We start from the raw sequence: 19,854 nt of genomic DNA, 5'->3' as shown, positions 1-19,854 counted from the left end.
TGAAGTTGAAACCTAGTTGGAATAACTCCTCTTCTAGATTCAAAAGACTTCACAAAAAGCAGCGTTTTCAGGAACTTATGCCTATTTTTGCACTTGAATTAGCAAAAATACCCTATGCGCCAATCCTGGTGGAAAATTCTTGCAATTGCCCTGCTGCTCTACACGCTAATTGCGGGCTTGCTGATGGATGTGCCTCGACTTCCGATCCTCAACGAAACTATCCGCGCGCTTCACTTTCACGTCACCATGTGGTTTGGAATGATCCTTATGCTGGTAGCTGCTGTGTATTACAGTATCAAATACCTTCGCACCAATGACATCAGAAATGATGACATGGCCATTGAATTTACTAACTCAGCAATACTCTTCGGCGTTCTCGGAATCGTTACTGGTATGCTATGGGCTAAGTTTACTTGGGGAGATTATTGGAGTGGAGATCCAAAACAAAACGCAGCCGCCATCGGAATTCTGATGTATTTCGCGTATTTAATCCTAAGAAATTCATTGACCGATTCACAGCAGAGAGCCCGCATCGGAGCCATCTATAACATATTCGCATTCGCGGCTTTTATTCCTCTTATCTTCGTATTACCCAGATTAACAGACAGTTTGCATCCTGGAAATGGCGGAAACCCAGGCTTCAATGCCTATGACTTGGATTCCAAGTTGCGGGCGGTGTTCTATCCGGCAATTATTGGATGGACACTATTAGGCACTTGGATCGCAACTGTGCGTATCAGAATGCGTAGGGTGGAGAGGACAATTGAAGACCGAATGATTAATTTCTGATTGATGAAATCGAGCATGTTGCAAACAACACAGATGGGAATGATAATAAGCCACCTGCCTGACGGCAGTCAGGTGTGGCCAATTCAAATCAATTATAATCACATGAAAAAATTACTTACTATAGCTCTACTGGTTTTCAGTCTTTCTGCTTTGGCACAAGATAAAATCCCTGTCACTGACACCGATTATACAAATAGCTCAGTGGAGATGGCAGACCTCATGCGCTCAAACGGCAAAATTTACGTCTTAGTAGGTGTCATCGTGATCATATTCTTAGGCATCACTGTATATCTGATCGGGACGGACCGTAAGATCAGCAAACTTGAAAAAAATCTACATTCCTAAAATTCAGCGAACATGAAAAAAGGACATTTAATAGGATTAGGAATCATAGCGATCGCTATTGTAATCATCATGACTTCTATAGGCGATGCGAGTAGCTACGAGAGCTTCACTACAGCTAAAGAAATGAAGCAAAACGGTGAAGACAAAGCTATCCACGTAGTCGGACAGTTGAAAAAAGATGCTAGTGGAGAAGTGACCGGCTTAAATGTACGGGAGGACAAAGTTTCTTTCACATTTATACTTGTGGACAATGAAGGAGTAGCACAAGAAGTTTTTTACAATGAACCCGTTCCGGCTGATTTCACCCGATCTGAGTCTGTAGTAGTAATTGGTTCATATAAGAATGACGATATCTTTATTGCCGACAAGATCCTGATGAAATGCCCATCAAAATACCAAGAAACTGAAGTGCAGGCGGCAGGTATGTGAGTTAGAGCAGTTAGAATAAAAAATCCATGATCAATACCTTTATCGGTAATCTTGGCCACTTCATGACAATAGTGGCCTTTGTCAGTGCACTGACTACCGCATACGCTTACATTCAGTATTTCCGCGCTAACGAACTGGAAAAAGCCAGTTGGAAGAGATTCAGTAGAATCAGCTTCGCCGTTCATGGCATTTCCGCAGTGATGATTGCCATTTCACTTTTTGAGATTATCTACAATCACCGGTTCGAATACTTCTACGCGTATTCTCACAGTTCGGAAGCACTTCCTGTTCACTACATGATCTCCAGCTTCTGGGAAGGTCAAGAAGGAGCTTTCATTCTTTGGATTTTCTGGAATGTGGTGCTGGGAACTATACTTATTTTCACTAATAAGTACTGGGAAGCACCAGTAATGATTGTCTTTGCACTGGTACAGGCATTCTTGGTTTCTATGATTTTAGGCGTGGTGATAGTTGATCTGAAAATTGGCAGTTCTCCATTTATCCTGTTGAGAGATGCCACGCAGGCACCTATTTTCCAGATGAATCCTGATTTTGTACCAGAAGATGGGACGGGTTTAAATCCTTTGCTTCAAAATATTTGGATGGTAATTCACCCTCCTACCTTATTCTTAGGCTATGCATCTACTTTGGTTCCATTCGCCTTCTTGATGGGAGGATTGGTCACCAAAAAATATACAGAATGGATACGTCCGGCTTTGCCTTGGGCTATTTTCTCCGCTATGATCCTGGGAATGGGAATCATCATGGGAGCCTATTGGGCCTATGTGACCTTGAACTTTGGTGGGTATTGGAACTGGGATCCCGTGGAAAATGCAGTGTATGTACCCTGGCTGATTCTTGTCGCATCCATTCACACCATGATCACTTTCAAGAAAAGTGCAACCGCACTTAAGACCTCAATGGTCTTGGTCATCATGACCTTTATCCTAGTGCTTTATGCGACATTCTTAGTGAGATCTGGAGTGCTGGGGGATGCTTCAGTTCACTCATTCACCGATCTTGGTCTTTCTGGTCAATTGTTGATCTACATGCTATTCTTCCTTGCGGTTGCAGTAGTTCTTTGTGTGAAAAATTGGAAGCATATTCCAACTTCAGAGAAGGAAGCCTCGGTTTACTCCCGAGAGTTTTGGGTATTTATTGGAGCAACTACCTTGGCTTTGATGGCTTTTCAGGTCATTCTTCCTACTTCTATTCCTGCCTGGAATTCGATGGTCGAAAGCTTTGGCGGTATATCAAATATGGCTCCTCCTGCTGATCAAATTGAGTTTTACACCAAATTCCAGCTATGGTTTGCGGTAGCTTTGGCTATGCTCACGGCTGTGGGACAGTTTTTCTGGTGGCAAAAAATGGATAAGAAGGCACTGAAAGATGCGCTTTTGACACCTTATATCATCTCCGTTTTATTGTCTGCAGCCATTATTGTTCTTGCCAAAGTTTATGATTGGCAATACATCATTGTAGTACTTGCGGGTACCTTCACTATTACAGCCAACTCGGTGATTTTATTTAAAATCCTTAAGAAATCATCCTTTAAACTAGCAGGAGGCTCTTTGGCACATATTGGCTTGGGTATGATTCTAATCGGAATCATGTTCAGCTCAGGCTATTCTGATACTATTTCTATCAACATGTCAGGGTTGACTTACAGCAATAGCTGGGAAGATGAGCTGAACAAGGAGCATGTATTGCTCTGGATCAATAAACCCACTCAGATGAAAGATTACACGGTGATCTACCGTGGTCGTCAGAAGAAAGTGAAAGGCATTTCAGAATATGTGCCTGCCAAGATTTTGGAACCAACAGGGAAGGTTAATGAAGCTCTCGCCTTGGAGGATTATAAAGATTACTTCAAGAAGGGTGATAAAGTTGACATCGTATTGGAGGAGAATGATTACTTCCAGATCGAATATTATCAAAATGAAGTATTGAAGTTCTCGTTGAGCCCTATGTCTCAATTCAATGAGGGCATGGGTGGTTTGATTTCATCACCTGCTTCCAGAATTTTCATAGACAAGGATCTCTACACGTATGTGGCAGCCATGAATGATTCTGAGGATCCAGATTGGAAAGAAGATGAAATCTACGAAGTAGCTCCGGGAGAGCAATTTCACGTAGCAGATTTTGTCACCTATTTTGATGGAGCAGATGTTCTCAAGGAACTAGATGGCTATGTGCTTCAAGAAGGTGATGTGGCAGTGCGCGCTAACCTTAGAATTTTGGATTATGACGTAGAGAAACTACTTCAGCCTACCTTTATTATCCGCAACAATCAGGTAGGTAAGCTTCCTGTGATAGATAATGAGTTGGGGATCAAAATCAGCTTAGAAAACATTTTGCCTGAGGAGAATAAGTTTGTCTTCAAGGTCAATCAATACCAAAAAGATTACGTGGTGATGAAAGCGATTGTGAAGCCTTACATCAATGTTCTTTGGATAGGTACTATCATTATGCTCGTTGGATTTACCGTAGCAATTTTCAGAAGATTTGATGAGTTCAAAAAAATGAGGGACAAAGGATTGGAAGTCTAAAATCAGTAGTCTAATACAGAACAAAGCCCGTCGATATATCGGCGGGCTTTGTTCTTATTTGGCAAGTTTCAAGAAGCTAAATTCAAACTTCCGTGTTTTGGAGCATTCCTAATATCTCATCCACATATTCTCTGGAATTGGAAAGCCTAGGCACTTTATGCTGCCCGCCCAATTTCCCTCTTTTTCGCATCCAATTTTCAAATACACCATGTGCCACATGATGAATAATAGGTTCTACCAATGCCAAACCTTTATAACGCTTGGCATCATAATCCGAATTGATTTCTCTCAAATGCTCATCTAAAAGCCGGTTAAATTCCTTTGGATCAGATGGATTCTTTTGAAACTCAATGATCCATTCATGGGCTCCTTTTGATCCAGAGCCTTCAAAATATATAGGTGCGGCAGTGAAATTGGAGATCATCGCTTCTGTATGCTCGGCGGCAAACTGAATTGCTTTTTCGGCATTTTCCACAATCACTTCTTCACCGAATGCATTGAGAAAATGCCTTGTGCGGCCAGATATTCTGAATCGATAGGGTAAGGTTGATGAGAACTTCACCGTATCACCGATTTTATAGCGCCACAGTCCTCCATTAGTACTGATCACAAGAGCATAATTCTTATCTACCTCCACTTGAGACAAAGGAATCACTTCTGGATTTTCATTTTCCCACTCTTCCATGGAAATGAATTCATAGAAAATCCCATAATCCAACAGTAGCAACAATTCATCAGAATCTCTCTGATCCTGAATCCCAAAGAATCCTTCAGAGGCATTATAGGTTTCCATATATCGCATTTTTTCCGAAGGAATAAGTTCCTTGAAAAGACTTCTATACGGCCCAAAAGCAACTGCACCATGGAAAAAAATCTCCAGATTTGGCCATACTTCAAGAATATTCTTGGCTTTCTTTAATTCTAAGACTTTTTGCAAAAGAACTATAGTCCAAGTAGGTACGCCAGCCATGCAGGTCACATCTTCGTCCATGGTCTCCCGAGCCATTTTTTCAATCTTGGCTTCCCATTCTCCCATTAAAGCAGTTTCTTTCGATGGAGTCCTGACGAAATATGACCAGAAAGGCATGTTTTGCATGATCACGGCAGAGATGTCTCCTGCCCTAGCTGTCCCTTGCGGATTAAGTGGATTATTATCCAGTGTACCTCCTATGGTGAGAGTTTTGCCTGTAAAAAGTCTAGAATCAGGATAGTTGGACATATAAAGAGCTACCATATCTTTGCCTCCTTTATAGTGACATTCTTCCAGACTCTCATGGGTCACTGGGATGTATTTGCTACGGCTTGAAGTGGTTCCTGAAGATTTTGCAAACCATTCTATTGCTGTATTCCAGATCACATTTTCGCTACCTGCCATCGCCTTGTCGATGTACGGTTTAAACTTATCGTAATTTCGTATTGGAACTTTGATGGCAAAATCGGCATAGCTTGCAATCTCTGCAAAGCCATGTTCCTTACCAAAGTCAGTTTTCTTACCTGCTTCAATAAGCTCTTTGAATATAGACTCTTGAACAGCAATCGGATTATGCTTGAAATTGTCGATCTGACCCAGACGGCTCCTGAAGATCCAAGTCATAAAGGAATTCAGAACCGCCATTAATTAAAAACTTTACGTTTCAACTCAAAATTAGCTCCCAAATACACTTTTCTAACTTGTTCATCCGCCGCGAGCTCTTCAGCTGTGCCTGCTTTCAACAATTTTCCTTCGAACATCAGGTATGCCCTATCTGTGATAGATAGGGTTTCATTCACATTGTGATCCGTGATTAGAATACCAATATTTTTGGTCTTTAGCTTCGCGACAATGGTCTGAATTTCTTCTACAGCTATGGGATCAACACCCGCAAAAGGCTCATCCAACAAGACGAACTTAGGGTCAACGGCCAGTGCCCGTGCTATCTCAGTTCTTCTTCTCTCACCACCGGAAAGTACCATCCCGAGATTTTTGCGTACATGAGTCAAGCTGAATTCTTCGAGTAGGCTCTCTACTTTTTCTTTGCGCTCCTGCTTGGGCATTTTGGTCATTTCCAGCACAGCCATGAGATTTTCTTCTACGGAAAGCTTCCTGAAAACTGATGCTTCTTGAGCCAAGTATCCGATTCCTTGCTTTGCCCTACGGTACATGGGAAGGCTAGTGATATCATCATCTTCTAGAAAAATTTTGCCTTCATTGGGCTCAATTAATCCTACGATCATATAAAAGGAAGTAGTTTTTCCGGCACCATTTGGACCCAAAAGTCCAACGATCTCGCCTTGACTCACTTCCACGCAGATATCATTCACCACCCGGCGATTTTTGTAGATTTTTACTAAATTTTCGGCACGAAGAATCATATCAATCAAATTTGATGTCTTTCACGTAAAGTTGTAAACTACTCCTATCGCGAAAGACATTTTCTCTCATTTCAGCTACTATATCAAATCTCATTTTCCCACGGAGCATATTCACGGTAGTCAAATCCTGATCTTTTGCCCGATCTGCCATCCCAAAACCTAAGCAAACAGGAGTGGTCACCTGACCATCCTGTACGATTTTGAATCTCAAGTGTTTATCCTTAAGTACAGTCACGTCTTCTGCATATACATTGGCAATTCGGAAAACCGGCTCCGTATTTCCCGGCCCAAATGGCGCCATTTGCTTCAAGATATTATAAAACTTGTAATTAATCTGATCTAATAGCAATTCATCGTCAACTTCTATCACTGGCTTAAGATGCACTTCCTCTATTCTACTCTTCACTACAGCCTCAAACTTCTCTTGAAAAGGCGCCACATTCTCTACTGGAAGCGTCAATCCGGCAGCATACATGTGACCGCCAAATTGATCCAATAGATCGGCACACTCCTCAATAGCCTCGTATATATTAAAATCCACCACAGATCTAGCACTGCCGGTCGCCTTTCCATTTGACTCCGTCAAAATGATCGTAGGTCTATAGTACTTTTCGATACAACGACTGGCGACGATTCCGATTACTCCTTTATGCCAGTCTTCTTTGAACAGAACTGTAGAGTTCCAATCCGCTGTTTCTTCACGAGAAGCGATCATTTCAAATGCTTCTTTGGTGATATTCTCATCGAAATTCCGCCGCGTGGCATTTACTTCATCCACCACTTTGGCCCGCTCCATTGCACCCTCCAAATCGGACGAAATCAACAATTCCACAGATGCTTTGGCATGTTCCAATCTTCCCGAAGCATTGATTCGGGGACCAATCTTGAAGACAACATCAGAAATCCCGATGTCCTTTTCCAGATTGCTGCTCAGAATCAGCGCTTTCAAGCCAGGACGCGGAGTATTATTTAGACGATCTAGACCGTAATAGGCAAGAATCCTATTTTCACCCGTAATCGGCACAATGTCAGCTGCGATACTTACAGCCACTAGATCTAAGTAAGCGTCCAACTGCGAACTGTCCATACTTCGCTTGATTGCAATAGCCTGAATGAGTTTGAAGCCAACTCCCGCACCACTGAGCTCCTTATATGGATAATGGCAGTCACTCCGCTTAGCATCCAAAACTGCCACAGCAGCCGGAAGTGTATTTCCAGGTGTATGGTGATCACAAATAATAAAATCAACTCCCAGCTCTGAGGCTAAAGCAACTTTCTCTATTGCCTTTATCCCACAATCCAGCGCTATAATTAGCTTAATTTCATTTTCAGCGGCAAATCTTACTCCTTTTTCAGAAATACCGTAGCCTTCTTTGTAGCGATCAGGAATATAGAAAACCACATCCGGATAGAAAGTTTTTAGAAACCCATACATCAACGCAACTGCCGTGGTGCCATCCACATCATAATCTCCATAGACCATGATTTTCTCACCAGCAGCTATAGCCACTTGAATTCTTTCAACTGCTTCGGTCATATCCTTCATGAGAAAAGGATCGTGCAGAGAGGTTAGCGATGGACGGAAGTAGCTCTTTGCCTGCTCAAAACTCTCCACCCCTCGGTTTATCAGCATGTTGGCCAATGTCAGGTTGACATTGATCTCTTTGCTCAGCTGATCTATCGCTGTTTGTGAGGTTTTGGGCTTTTGTTTCCAGAGGTACTCCATGAAGCTAATTTAGTAAACTAAGTTTCTTGTGATTTTATTGATTTAAAAGTACTGGTTCTATTATCGGCTTTTGAAGCCAAAAAGTTTACTCAAAAGTAAATAATGCTAGCTTTTCACTTTTCTATATTGTCCCCAAAAATAAGCGGGGAAGATAAGCGCTTTCAGTTTCCAATCATTCTTCTCCGTCAAATTCAAACCGGCGTCCTCATGCACAGCACGATACATTTTTCCCGCAAAAAGGCAATGTACAATCAGCAACACAAAAACTACAGCATAAATAATCAGTTCAGTCATTTTGGGGAAAAGAGTAGTAAAGTTTTAAAGTGGTAAGGTGGGCACATTGTGATGTTCTTTGACACCTTTCCTCTTAATTACGATTTTTGAATTACGATTTACGGCATGCAAGACAGAATTGAGGACTAAGGTAATTTGAACCATATAGCTCACTATTTTTACTTCCGTCTTCGGTCTGCTGTCTTCAAGCTATTTTCTTCAAAATCAACGCTGCCCAATTATCCTTACTTTGCTGAGAGATCAATGCTAATCCCAATGGTTTTGCACAGTCATTCAGATCATCAATATCCTCAGTATAAAAGCCACTGAGTAATAAAAACCCATTATCCTTCAGTAAATCAGCGTAAATGCTCATTTCGTCAAGCAACACATATTTATTGATATTGGCCAAGAGGATGTCAAATTCGCCTTTGGGATTCACTTCACGGATCGTGCCCAATTGCATTCGGGTAGTCAATCCATTCAGCTCAAAGTTTTCATTTCCATTATCTACACACCAGTCATCAATATCGAAAGCCTCCACCTCACTGGCTCCGAGCAAATGAGCCATCACTGCAAGAATTCCTGTTCCAGAACCTACATCCAACACTCTTTTACGTTGATGATCGATTTTACCTTGATGACGAAGCATCTGAAAGGTAGTGGCATGATGCCCCGTGCCAAAGGACATTTTGGGATTGATCACTATCTCATGGGCAAACTCAGGCTTACTTGCGTGAAAAGAAGCTCTGACATATACCAGATCGTCCACAGCAATGGGATCATAATTTTTCTCCCATTCCTCATTCCAATTGACCTTGGGCAGAACTCCTTCTTCCAAACTGATCTTTGCATCCTCGTGATACTGGGTGATCACCTCATCGAAAGCAACGCGATCAAAATCTGACTCCAGTGTATAAGCATCGATCCCTTCCTCTGTTTCGAGGAAGGAATCAAAGCCTATCATGGATAATTCGGCTACTAGGATTTCCCGAAATTCATCCAGGCACTTGATCTTAAACTCCCGGTAATCCATTTTTTAGAATGATTTGATAATATCCACGAAATCACGAGACTTCAGTGATGCTCCGCCGATCAATCCGCCATCTACATCAGGCTTCGCGAAAAGTTCTTGCGCGTTCTTTGGATTACAGCTGCCTCCATAGAGGATTGACGTGTTGTCTGCGATGTCCTTTCCATATTTGGAAGCTATGTGCCTTCTCAAAGCCGCATGCATATCCTGAGCTTCTTCAGAGCTTGCCGTCTTGCCTGTGCCTATCGCCCAGATCGGCTCATAAGCGATCACGACCTTCGAGAAATCCTCTGGACTCAAATCGAAGAGACCTTCTGTCAATTGAAATTTCACGTTTGGCTCATGAGTTCCTGCAGTTCTGATCTCTAGAGATTCTCCACAGCAGAAAATTGGTTTCAACCCATTTCCTAGCGCAAGTTTCACTTTGGCAGCAAGCATTTCATTGCTTTCTTTGAAATATTCACGACGCTCACTGTGACCGATGATCACATATTGTACACCAAAGGAAGCAAGAATCTTTACAGAAACTTCTCCTGTGAAAGCACCAGCTTCCTTGTCAGAACAGTTTTGGGCTCCGATAAAAACGCCTTTTGCTTCTCCGATAAGTTTTTTTACTGGGAAAATATGTGGAAAAGGAGGATTAAGCACAGCGATAGCATCGCCCTTATGCTCGTCTTTGATCATATTCAAAATTTCCGAAGTAAGAGTCTGACCTTCTTCGAAGGTCATGTTCATTTTCCAGTTGCCGGCTACGATTTTCTTACGCATAATGTGTTTTGAAAATTTATTAGGTTTGATAAAAAAGAATCTAAAGATAATTTGGTCTAAAATTACGGAAAATGTCCAGTTGGGGAAAATATAAGCCAAATGAGTCAGGAAAAAACTCTTGGTCACCGGGGGAAGCCTTCGAGAAGCTCACTACTTTTTGTGCGTATCAAGATCGTTGTCCTTGGGAAATTCGGCACAAACTGTATGATAAAGGCATAAAAGATGAGCAGGCAGAACAATTGATCACTGAATTGATCGCAGCCGAATTTGTAGATGAAGAGCGATATGCACGTGCCTTTGCCCGTGGTAAATTCAGATTAAAGAAATGGGGTAAAACCCGTATCCGGATGGAGTTGAAAATGCGAGAACTTCCTGAGGAGCTCATTCAAAAAGGACTCTCTGAAATTGATCCTGAGGAATACTACGACACACTTTTGACGCAGACGGAGAAGAAGTGGGAAAGCACAAATGGAACAGATCTCTACAAAAAGAAGTACAAAGTCACCCAATACCTAATGAACAAGGGCTTTGAGATGGATTTGGTGAAGGAAGCTTTAGAGAGTTTGCAGAAAGATTGATGACCGATTTGATTTTTGAGACTCCTTGCTGCCTAAAAATCGGCGGATCTCGCTCCAAAGTCGCGAGCTAGCCAATTTTCTTCACGGCTGCTCCTGCGTCTCAAAACCGCATATCCTCCAGGGCATCTCTATCCACTCAACCAAGGTGTTAAATCTGAAATGTCTTGTCCAGATAGTAGAGACGATGACAGGTAACACTGTGCCGCCGTTCGTGTTGACACGAACGACTATCGCTAGTTCGGAATAGCACTTGATAGACTTCATTATGTTAGGTCCAAGTCATGAGAACCAGACAATTCACCCAAAAAACTGCAACTGAATACTGCTCACCGACTTTTAATCATTTCACTCATAATCTTAGCAGAAAGCAGACAGAGAGGAATCCCGCCGCCCGGGTGGACTGACCCTCCACAGAAATATAGATTTTTTATTGAAGCCGAATAGTTAGCATGACGCAGGAAGGCGGCAAACTTATTATTGGAGCTATTACCGTACAGCGCTCCCTGCGCACTCGAGGTCTTGGATTCTATCGTCCGCGGATCCAAGATTTCTTCCACTTCAATCAACGCTTCCACATCTGTTTTTAAAATGCGGTTTAGCTTGTGGAGGATATTCCTTTTGGCAGTAGCTATTAAATTATCCCAATCCTGTCCTTGGTTATTAGGTACATTGATCATGGTAAACCAATTCATGCAACCGGTGGGTGCATCGTCTGGCTTATGTGTAGAGGTAATGTTGAGGTAAACCGTGGGATCTTCATAAATAGTCCCTCGCTTGAAAATATGCTCAAATTCCAACGCATAATTATCCGAGAAGAAAATATTATGCAGACCCAATTCAGGGAAATTCCGTCTGATCCCCCAATAAAAGATTAGGGCAGAACTTGATTTGAGCTGCTTGAGTAAAAGCTTAGGTTGCTTCTGGCCTTTGAGAATGGTTTTGTAAGCATTGACCATATCCATGTTATTCACCACGAGGTCAGCATGGATTTCTTCATCTTTTACCGTTATCCCTTTTGCCTTTCCATTTTCAACAAGGACTTGATCTACTTTCTGTCCAAAATGATAGCTCACTCCAAGTTCTTCTGAAAGTCTGAAAAGGCTTAACGTGATGTCATGCATTCCTTTTTTTGGGAAAAAGGCGCCTATATTAAATTCCAGATGAGGAATGATGTTCAGGGTCGCTGGGGTTTCAAAGGGATTTGAGCCATTGTAAGTCGCGTAGCGATTGAAGAGTTGCACCAATTTAGGATGAGAAAACTGCTTTCTATTCGCCTCATTCATTGTTGAGAAAATTCCTAATTTCCTCATTCTCAAGTAAGACTTCATCGCTTGAGGATTTGTCCAGGTATTAAATTTATGAAGCGAGCGATTCATGAAAAGCGGCGAGAGACTGTCGTATATGAATGCCGATTTCCGTAGCGCACCCAGAATGCTTGATGCCGGTTCTCCCAGTTTCGTCTGTACTTCCTCTGCAAATTGATTGAGATCTGAATAGGCATTCAATCGCGTCCCATCTTCCCAGAAATAATGACAGCCCACATCCAACTTCTCATATTCGAAGTGATCTTCAGGGTTTTTTCCTGCCAATCGAAACAACTCATCCACTTGTTCAGGAAGTGTAAAAAGTGAAGGTCCCGCGTCGAATCGATACTTACCCAACGTGATCTCGCTGAGTTTTCCACCCGGATAAGAATTCGCCTCAAATACCTCCACATCATAGCCTTGCACCGCTAATCGAATAGCTGCAGCAATTCCAGCTATGCCAGAACCTACGATAATTGCTTTCCTATTTATAATGGTAATTGAGTTTTAACTATTCTTTTCCCAGATTCCCTTTTCAATATTTAGACTAAATATATGACCCCTTTAAATAATTTTAGAAAAATGTTTTAAACAACGTTCTTTTGTATTTAAAAAACATTTATCTTCCGTCATAAATCGAAAACTTTATACTTCTATGAAAATTTTTACAATCAAAATGCTGGCGTTAGTGACCTCAGCATTGCTTTTAGGAGCCTGTAGCCAAATGGCTACTTACGAAAATGAAGATCTGACCAATTCTTTGGAAAAGGCAGATCAGGCGGGATTCGTATTGAATCCTTATTCTACTGGTGGAAATGAGAATGCGATGATTCTTGTAGGTGGAGGTGATTACTTGGTGGATTGTATCACTGATGAATCAGGAAATGAATTTTCGGCATCAGGAAGCCTCTCGGGGCAATGGGGTAATCAAAACAACCCTAGCGAAAAAACTTTGGAAGTGGAGGTTTGGAATACCTTAACTACCATAGAATATAGATTTACCCTTACTTCTGATGGCCAAAATGGAGGAAATCTTCAATATTATGACGAAGATTTGGGTGATTGGGTAAATCAAGGATCCTTAACAATTGGTTCTACTTTTTCAGTTTCTAGAGCTTTGCCAATTGGTTGGGTTGCTGGAGATGTAATTACAGAACAATGGAGAAATACAGGAGGCGGAGGAAGTCCTTTAGAAGCTGGTGATGTGTCATATACGTTAATTGGCGAATGCATTGATTGTGATGATGAGTCTTTCTCTTATGTAGCAACTAATGAGAATTTACATGTAGTTTTCTCGTATGACGCAGCTTCTGAACTTACAGATGCAGTGGTGGAATTTACATTCCCGCAGATTATGGGTATGACCTTGGATGAGAATGACAAGTACACTGCACCAGATGGAAAAATGTATTCCGTAAATAATGCAATCAATCAGACAGTATTAACATGGGTTGGTGATATTGGATGTTCCGATGCAACAGCAACTACATTTGAGTTTGATTTCAGTCCTGATTGTGGCACAGGAAATGCGAATGACGGACAAGCAAGAATTTGGGCAGACACAAAAGTTAATAGTTTGTCAGTTAAAAATACTAACACTCCAAATATTGATTATTTAGGATGCTCTATTCCTGAATAATTGTTGGAGTTTAACTAGTCCTGAATAGACGCTACAGTTTGTAACTCAAAATTTAGATAGCATCGGGCTTTGACCCGATGCTATTTTTTTTTAAGGTATTGATACTTTTCAGTTTCTTATGACTGCTTGAAAATCATTCTTGCTTTTTTGTAATCTGCATTCCTGAGGAATTGGCTTTTATAAAATACTATCTCTTTTGTAGCAAGGTTGACTAGGGTTTCGTACTGATTGTACACTTAACTCTTTTTTTATGAAAAACTTACTACTCCTTTCTTTGCTAGGATTAATTTTCTTCTCATGCGAAAAACTTGATGAACCCGAGATTTTAGGCACCTATTCTTATATCCCTGAAGGATGTATTCCGGGTGATAACCCCGAGTTAAACTGTAGCAGTTTTATTACTTTATCGGTTGATGGAATAGCCGATGTCTTGCCAAGCGGGGATATAGTCTATAGGACTACCTACAAAATCAGAGGTGAGAAAATAATCGTAGCTAAAGCTGATGAAGTCATCGATCAGCTAATTTTTCGATATGTAGACAGTTCTACTCTTAGAAATGAACGAGATGGAGCCTTGTGGGTCAAGTAAGAATATTTTATGCACTACTCCTCGGGACTTGCAATCAGTACAAAACCTGCCCGATAAGCTATTACTGGAATTAAAACTGTCGAATTAAAAATCCTACGTCATTGCTTCGGGATTACAAATCCCGAAGAGCAACAGCACGATTATTACAATTTCTCAAATACTCTTCTAAAGCTAGTCGCTTCAGCTATTCTGCCATGAAGCTCAGAAATAGGTACTCTTTCCTGCTCGGTAGTATCGCGGTGACGGATAGTGACTGTGTTGTCTTCAAGTGTCTGGTGATCGACAGCAATACAGAATGGTGTTCCGATCAGATCCTGTCTTGCATAGCGCTTACCGATAGAAGAAGCATCTTCATAGATGATGTTGAAATCATATTTCAATAGCTCCAGGATCTCTTTTCCTTTTTCCGGCAAGCCGTCTTTCTTCGTGATAGGAAGTACAGCCGCCTTCACTGGTGCGATAGCAGGATGAAGCTTAAGGTAAGTTCTGCTTTTCTCTTCAGTATTTTCTTCCGTGTATGCATTACAAAGTGTCAATAAGAACAAGCGATCTGCTCCTATAGAAGTCTCGATTACATAAGGAATGTAATTCTGATTCACTTCCGGATCGAAATACTGCTGCTTCTTTCTAGAGAACTCCTGATGGGATTTAAGATCAAAATCAGTTCTGGAATGGATTCCTTCTACTTCTTTAAATCCGAAAGGGAAGTCAAATTCGATGTCCATTGCAGCATTGGCATAGTGAGCCAGCTTCTCATGGTTATGCTTTCTGAGTTTTTCGGGTGGAATTCCAAGTGCCAAATGCCATTTCATTCTAGTCTCTGCCCACTTCTGATACCATTCCAACTCAGTGCCGGGACGAACGAAGAACTGCATTTCCATCTGCTCAAACTCACGCATACGGAAGATGAACTGACGGGCAACAATCTCATTTCTAAAAGCCTTGCCGATCTGCGCAATACCGAAAGGAACCTTCATTCGAGCCGTCTTCTGCACATTCAGGAAGTTCACAAAAATACCTTGGGCAGTCTCTGGTCTTAGGTAAATAGTGGTAGAGTCTTCTGCCACAGAGCCCACTTGAGTAGAGAACATCAAGTTGAACTGACGAACATCTGTCCAGTTGGACGTGCCGCTGATAGGACATTTGATGCCTTCGTTAGTAATCAAATCTCTCACGCCTGCTAGATCCTCAGCTTCCAAAAGCCTCGCCAGCGCACCTGTCAATGCATTTGCTCTTTCTATCTCTCCGGCTCTTTCGAATACTGCTGCATGCTCTTCCACTAGCACATCAGCACGGTAACGCTTCTTAGAATCCTTGTTATCGATCATAGGATCGTTGAAGCTATCCACGTGACCAGAAGCTTTCCAGGTGGTAGGGTGCATAAAAATGGCGGCATCGATCCCAACGATATTGTCCTGCACTCGGGTCATGGTCTCCCACCAAAGCCGCTTCAGGTTGTTTTTCAATTCAACTCCATAAGCGCCATAATCATAGACTGCTTGGAGACCGTCGTAGATCTCAGAACTAGGGTAAACAAATCCATACTCTTTAGCATGGGAAATAATATCTTTCAATTGCGCGTTTTCCGCAGGAGTTTCTGTTTTTGCCATAGCGGCAAAATTAAGGAAACAAATTGATATCTGGGGAGTGAAAAACTGCTAAATCAGATGAAGCAACTAACGAGTGTTTATTAAATAAGTAAAAAACCATCTTTCTTCGATGAAAAATGGCTTTTTTACTCAGCTAGTTGTCGATTTATCTAAAGGTGTATTTTACTCCAATTCCTCCTCTGAGGTACGTATCGGAGTGATTTGCAATAACCGGAGCAGCCTCTACTAAAAAGCCCAGATTCTTGGTGTTAAATGGTTTGATCAATACGCCTACAGGAATAGCCACATAAATATCATTATGGTCGTCATGATGCCGGTGATTATGATCACCTAACACACCCAATCCTACCCCAACATAGGCATTGACCTCGCTTTTCCTTACAAAATTGTAGCCTCCCATCAATTCTAAACCAATGTCATGCCCGACCCCAAGTCTGGCTTCTCCAAAGAATTCTTTGTCCGGGTCTGTACCTACTGTGATAAAAGTATCAGAAGTCTGGAAATTGATACCCACTGCTACTTGGGCTTGGGAAATCGAGATAAAAGCAAAAAGAGCAAATGCTAATAAGAATACCTTTTTCATGGTGGTTTGAATTATTTCTAAACCTTTACCCCAAAAAAGAGCCAAACTTACCCTTTCACCAACCTCCTTCTGATTTTGAAATTGTCCGCTGCTCTGCTGCGCTTTTAAATGATGCCTCTATCAGCTTCAAAACGCTGATGGTCTGCGGAATGGTAATATCCAGAACTGTGCCTTTTAAAATGGCATCTGCGACATTTTGGTATAGAATTCGATAATTCCCAGGAATAGTTTCGTACTTTTTTACTTCCCCACTGAGGAAAATTTTTCCCCACTTCTCCTCAGATTCCACACCCCAACTTGGGCCTTCTGGCTTTTCTCCAGCTTTGAAAGCGGCTTCCTGTACGTCCAAGCCGAACTTTTGATAGGATCCATTTTTCCCTAAAAGCAAAAACTTCGGTGTAGGAACATTCACTAATGCGCCTGCTGTCACTCTGGCTTTGAGCGAACCATAATCCAATGTAATATCGAAGTAGTCATCTGCTATGGCTCCCGTTCGCTGCTGGCGGATATCCGCCTGAATCCAATTTGGTAGTCCAAACAGCAGCACTACTTGATCAATCAAATGCGATCCAAGATCAAATGTGATCCCATTTCCAGGAACTTCCTTTTCTCTCCAATTCTCTGAAACATCCGGACGGAAGCGATCAAAATGCGATTCCAGATACACCAAATCACCGAGATCCCCTTCTCTCACCATTTTCTGCAAAGTCATGAAATCCCCATCGTAACGGCGATTATGAAATACCGAGCAGATCAACCCTTTCTCTTTTGCACGTTGATTTAGCTTTTCAGCTTCATGCGAAAATATCGTCACCGGTTTATCTACCACTACATGCTTTCCAGCTTCCAGGCATTGCATAGCCATAGGAAAATGAAACTCATTTGGGGTGGTGATTACAATCAGATCAGCCACATTTGCCAAGAGCAATGCATCCAAACTTCTATAAGTCGTTACGCCGGAATATAGTCCTTCACAACGATTGGTGCGGCGCTCCACGGATGCGACAAGATCAAGATCCGGACATACTGCTATAAGTGGTGCGTGCATTTTTTCAGCCACGGAGCCGAAGCCTACGATGGCTGTTTTGATAGAATTGCTCATGATTAGATATTCATTTCGTGTGCCCTATTTACCAGTTCAATTCTAGAACTGACTTGTAGCTTCAGATGGATATTTTTACGGTGGGTTTCTACAGTTTGCTTGCTTAAATTAAGCAGTTTGGCGATTTCCCTATTTTGAATTCCATCTTTGATCAAATGTATGATTTCAGTCTCCCGCCTGGAAAGCTTATACTTCAAGCGAAATGCATCGAAATAGGCACCCTGTAAGGCCTGCTTTTTTACTCGGTCAAAATTGAGCACATGTCGGCCTTCAAAAACTTCATGAATGGTAAAAATCAACTCGTCCGGATCTGCATCTTTGAGGATAAATGCATCGGCTTTCTGTGCGATACATTTTTTGAAAATCTTCTCCTCATCATACATAGAAAGAACTACGACCTTCAGGTCTGGATGCTCCCTTTTACAATGACTCAACACTCCAAAACCGTCCATGATCGGCATATTGAGATCAGTAAGAATCACATCTACCTGATTTTCAGAAAGATAGTTGCATAGCTCGCGCCCATTTGGAAAGACACCGGCAACTATTAGGTTGTCATCTTCCTGAAGAATTCCTTCTATTCCTTTAGCAAATAATTTATGGTCATCAGCCAGGGCAATCCTGATCATGAGTAGGGAAGATTAATATTAGAGGGTGATTAAGCTTCAAATTATACCCTAAAATCTAATTTGGCAAGGTTAAAGTGATTTCTGTTCCTTTTCCGACAGTAGAAGTCAGTTCAAATTCACCACCTATAGTCTCCATTCTCTTCTTTAGATTGAACATCCCACTGCCTTTAGATTTTTGGGAAGAGTCAAATCCTTTACCATCATCCTGTATCAGGATTTGTCTTACTTCTCCATTTTCACGCATTCTAATTAGGATATTTTCCGGCGAAGCATGTTTGATTGCATTATTAAGAGATTCTTGAATGACGCGTATCAATACCAGCTTTTGATCTTTAGGTACATCCGCTAGCTCAAAATCTGCATCCAGAGACGTCTCACAAAAGCCAGTAATCCTTATCTTCTCTAACTGCTGCCAGATGAATTCATTGATACTGATCGAATCCACCCAATCAAGGTTCAACTGCTTAGACAATCCACGTACTTCTTGGATGGCCTGACTGAGTATATCTCTTCCTTCAGCTAGTTTTTCAGGTTTGAGAGATCCAAAATTCAACTTTGCCAGCGAAAGTAACTGACCTATATTATCATGCAGCTCCCGACCTATATGGGTTAGTGTTTCCTGTTGAATTTCGTTCTCGATATTCAGCAAGGTCTTTTCATGTTCCGATTTGATCTGATCCACTTTCTGACGGTTTTGAGCTTGTCTATGTCTGTGGATGAATACCATGGAAATGATGAATGTGGACATCAGTCCCCCAAGAAATATCGTGGCAAATATTATAACATAAATCTGATCTTCAGCAGGGTTCATAAGAAGGTTCTCGTTCAAGTATTCTTGATAACTGAGGAGATGCAATAGTCAGCACAAGGATAGAAAGGTTTAATATCCCCATAGCCATATCAATGTGTCCAATACTAATTAGTAGTTGCGGGTTAACTTTAAATAGATATAATAGAGATACCGAGTAAATATAAGTCAAGGAATAAGTAAATAAGATAAAAGTCATTTGCCAAAAGGACAATAATTTCAAGGGATTTGAATTGAGATAATTATCATTTGTTATTAAGCTAATAAAATAAAGCCCACTCCCAACTAAAATCATATTTGCTCCAATTGCAAAAATGATTGGTTGATTGGAATAAATGGGTTCTATACCAGAAAATTGTAACACTTGAATGATGACAATGAATAAAATGATCATCCAATAAATGGATTTCTTTTTGGAGGGATCTAGCCATGATTTTATTAAGAATAGATACAGGATAGTGGATAGATGCTTATTGGCAACATTATATAACCAAAGGTTATAATTAGGATTTTCTGTATTTCCCAAAAAGGCATTTACCCATTTTTTGAATTCATAATTGTAGTTTGTATAAGCACCCATGTTCTCATAGAACACCGTGAAGGTCAGTATTAAAAAAGGAAGCCAATAATGACTATTGGCTCTTTTATCCTTAGGTAACTTAGCGAAATAAAAAATCCCTAAAAGTAATAAGAGATCAATGGATACTAAATACCAACTTACAAATGCCTGAAAAAGCCTACTATCCAT

General features: G+C 41.3%; 21 protein-coding genes. 7 read left to right on the top strand and 14 right to left on the bottom strand.

Annotation, left to right across the window (positions count from 1 at the left end):
* Window positions 1-114: 114 nt before the first annotated feature.
* The 4 genes from ccsA (U3A58_RS03370) to ccsA (U3A58_RS03355) are packed head-to-tail and all read left to right on the top strand — an operon-like array spanning window position 115 to window position 4,112.
* On the top strand, window positions 115-789 hold the full coding sequence (gene ccsA, locus U3A58_RS03370; protein ID WP_323821977.1) for a cytochrome c biogenesis protein CcsA: 675 nt from the start codon (window positions 115-117) through the stop codon (window positions 787-789).
* 3 nt (window positions 790-792) lie between these two features.
* Window positions 793-1,134 carry a CcmD family protein gene (locus U3A58_RS03365; RefSeq protein ID WP_416377276.1) on the top strand — a complete coding sequence of 114 codons (342 nt, stop codon included), beginning with the start codon at window positions 793-795 and terminating at the stop codon, window positions 1,132-1,134.
* A 12-nt stretch (window positions 1,135-1,146) separates the two neighbouring features.
* On the top strand, window positions 1,147-1,563 hold the full coding sequence (locus U3A58_RS03360; protein ID WP_323821976.1) for a cytochrome c maturation protein CcmE domain-containing protein: 417 nt from the start codon (window positions 1,147-1,149) through the stop codon (window positions 1,561-1,563).
* 26 nt (window positions 1,564-1,589) lie between these two features.
* Window positions 1,590-4,112, top strand: coding sequence for a cytochrome c biogenesis protein CcsA (ccsA, locus tag U3A58_RS03355; protein ID WP_323821975.1), 2,523 nt, complete (start codon window positions 1,590-1,592; stop codon window positions 4,110-4,112).
* An 82-nt stretch (window positions 4,113-4,194) separates the two neighbouring features.
* Here the strand turns inward: ccsA (U3A58_RS03355) and U3A58_RS03350 are convergent, their stop codons facing one another.
* The 6 genes from U3A58_RS03350 to tpiA form a co-directional block, all read right to left on the bottom strand.
* Window positions 4,195-5,727, bottom strand: a complete 1,533-nt coding sequence (locus U3A58_RS03350; protein WP_323821974.1) for a GH3 auxin-responsive promoter family protein — start codon at window positions 5,725-5,727, stop codon at window positions 4,195-4,197.
* Complete coding sequence (lptB, locus tag U3A58_RS03345; protein ID WP_323821973.1) at window positions 5,727-6,464, bottom strand: LPS export ABC transporter ATP-binding protein; 738 nt, start codon at window positions 6,462-6,464, stop codon at window positions 5,727-5,729. Before lptB ends, U3A58_RS03350 begins: the two co-directional genes overlap by 1 nt.
* Window position 6,465: 1 nt before the next feature.
* The gene (gene recJ / locus U3A58_RS03340; protein WP_323821972.1) at window positions 6,466-8,190 is read right to left on the bottom strand and encodes a single-stranded-DNA-specific exonuclease RecJ; all 1,725 of its coding nucleotides are present in this window, start codon (window positions 8,188-8,190) and stop codon (window positions 6,466-6,468) included.
* 105 nt (window positions 8,191-8,295) lie between these two features.
* Entirely contained in the window at window positions 8,296-8,484 is a 189-nt protein-coding gene (locus tag U3A58_RS03335) for a hypothetical protein (protein ID WP_323821971.1), read from the bottom strand.
* 184 nt (window positions 8,485-8,668) lie between these two features.
* The gene (prmA, locus tag U3A58_RS03330) at window positions 8,669-9,499 is read right to left on the bottom strand and encodes a 50S ribosomal protein L11 methyltransferase (RefSeq protein ID WP_323821970.1); all 831 of its coding nucleotides are present in this window, start codon (window positions 9,497-9,499) and stop codon (window positions 8,669-8,671) included.
* A 3-nt stretch (window positions 9,500-9,502) separates the two neighbouring features.
* Window positions 9,503-10,264, bottom strand: coding sequence for a triose-phosphate isomerase (gene tpiA, locus U3A58_RS03325; RefSeq protein WP_323821969.1), 762 nt, complete (start codon window positions 10,262-10,264; stop codon window positions 9,503-9,505).
* 71 nt (window positions 10,265-10,335) lie between these two features.
* Between tpiA and U3A58_RS03320 the strand changes: the two genes are divergently transcribed.
* Entirely contained in the window at window positions 10,336-10,842 is a 507-nt protein-coding gene (locus U3A58_RS03320; RefSeq protein WP_323821968.1) for a regulatory protein RecX, read from the top strand.
* A gap of 81 nt (window positions 10,843-10,923) precedes the next feature.
* Here the strand turns inward: U3A58_RS03320 and U3A58_RS03315 are convergent, their stop codons facing one another.
* Together U3A58_RS03315 and crtD are read right to left on the bottom strand one after the other, a co-directional pair.
* A complete protein-coding gene (locus U3A58_RS03315; RefSeq protein WP_323821967.1) occupies window positions 10,924-11,106 on the bottom strand; it encodes a hypothetical protein in 183 nt (60 codons plus the stop codon).
* Window positions 11,107-11,168: 62 nt separating this feature from the next.
* Window positions 11,169-12,638 carry a 1-hydroxycarotenoid 3,4-desaturase CrtD gene (gene crtD / locus U3A58_RS03310; protein ID WP_323822150.1) on the bottom strand — a complete coding sequence of 490 codons (1,470 nt, stop codon included), beginning with the start codon at window positions 12,636-12,638 and terminating at the stop codon, window positions 11,169-11,171.
* 163 nt (window positions 12,639-12,801) lie between these two features.
* Here crtD and U3A58_RS03305 point away from each other — a divergent pair, with 163 nt between their 5' ends.
* Complete coding sequence (locus U3A58_RS03305; protein WP_323821966.1) at window positions 12,802-13,785, top strand: lipoate--protein ligase family protein; 984 nt, start codon at window positions 12,802-12,804, stop codon at window positions 13,783-13,785.
* A 250-nt stretch (window positions 13,786-14,035) separates the two neighbouring features.
* Window positions 14,036-14,374, top strand: coding sequence for a hypothetical protein (locus U3A58_RS03300; RefSeq protein WP_323821965.1), 339 nt, complete (start codon window positions 14,036-14,038; stop codon window positions 14,372-14,374).
* Window positions 14,375-14,517: 143 nt separating this feature from the next.
* Here the strand turns inward: U3A58_RS03300 and U3A58_RS03295 are convergent, their stop codons facing one another.
* The 6 genes from U3A58_RS03295 to U3A58_RS03270 form a co-directional block, all read right to left on the bottom strand.
* Window positions 14,518-15,984 (bottom strand): glycine--tRNA ligase, encoded by a 1,467-nt coding sequence (locus U3A58_RS03295; RefSeq protein ID WP_323821964.1) that lies wholly within the window; start codon window positions 15,982-15,984, stop codon window positions 14,518-14,520.
* 145 nt (window positions 15,985-16,129) lie between these two features.
* Complete coding sequence (locus U3A58_RS03290; RefSeq protein WP_323821963.1) at window positions 16,130-16,567, bottom strand: outer membrane insertion C- signal; 438 nt, start codon at window positions 16,565-16,567, stop codon at window positions 16,130-16,132.
* Window positions 16,568-16,622: 55 nt separating this feature from the next.
* Window positions 16,623-17,669 (bottom strand): Gfo/Idh/MocA family oxidoreductase, encoded by a 1,047-nt coding sequence (locus U3A58_RS03285; protein WP_323821962.1) that lies wholly within the window; start codon window positions 17,667-17,669, stop codon window positions 16,623-16,625.
* Between the two features lie 2 nt (window positions 17,670-17,671).
* Window positions 17,672-18,298: a response regulator transcription factor gene (locus tag U3A58_RS03280; RefSeq protein ID WP_323821961.1), complete on the bottom strand. Its 627-nt coding sequence runs from the start codon at window positions 18,296-18,298 to the stop codon at window positions 17,672-17,674.
* A 55-nt stretch (window positions 18,299-18,353) separates the two neighbouring features.
* Window positions 18,354-19,109: a sensor histidine kinase gene (locus tag U3A58_RS03275; protein WP_323821960.1), complete on the bottom strand. Its 756-nt coding sequence runs from the start codon at window positions 19,107-19,109 to the stop codon at window positions 18,354-18,356.
* Window positions 19,096-19,854 (bottom strand): histidine kinase, encoded by a 759-nt coding sequence (locus U3A58_RS03270; protein ID WP_323821959.1) that lies wholly within the window; start codon window positions 19,852-19,854, stop codon window positions 19,096-19,098. Before U3A58_RS03270 ends, U3A58_RS03275 begins: the two co-directional genes overlap by 14 nt.

Origin of the sequence: Algoriphagus persicinus (genome assembly GCF_035156415.1) — a bacterium.
GTDB classification, from domain to species: domain Bacteria; phylum Bacteroidota; class Bacteroidia; order Cytophagales; family Cyclobacteriaceae; genus Algoriphagus; species Algoriphagus persicinus.
Note: the sequence above shows the minus strand (reverse complement) of the source record. Positions and strands in the feature narration are given on the sequence as shown.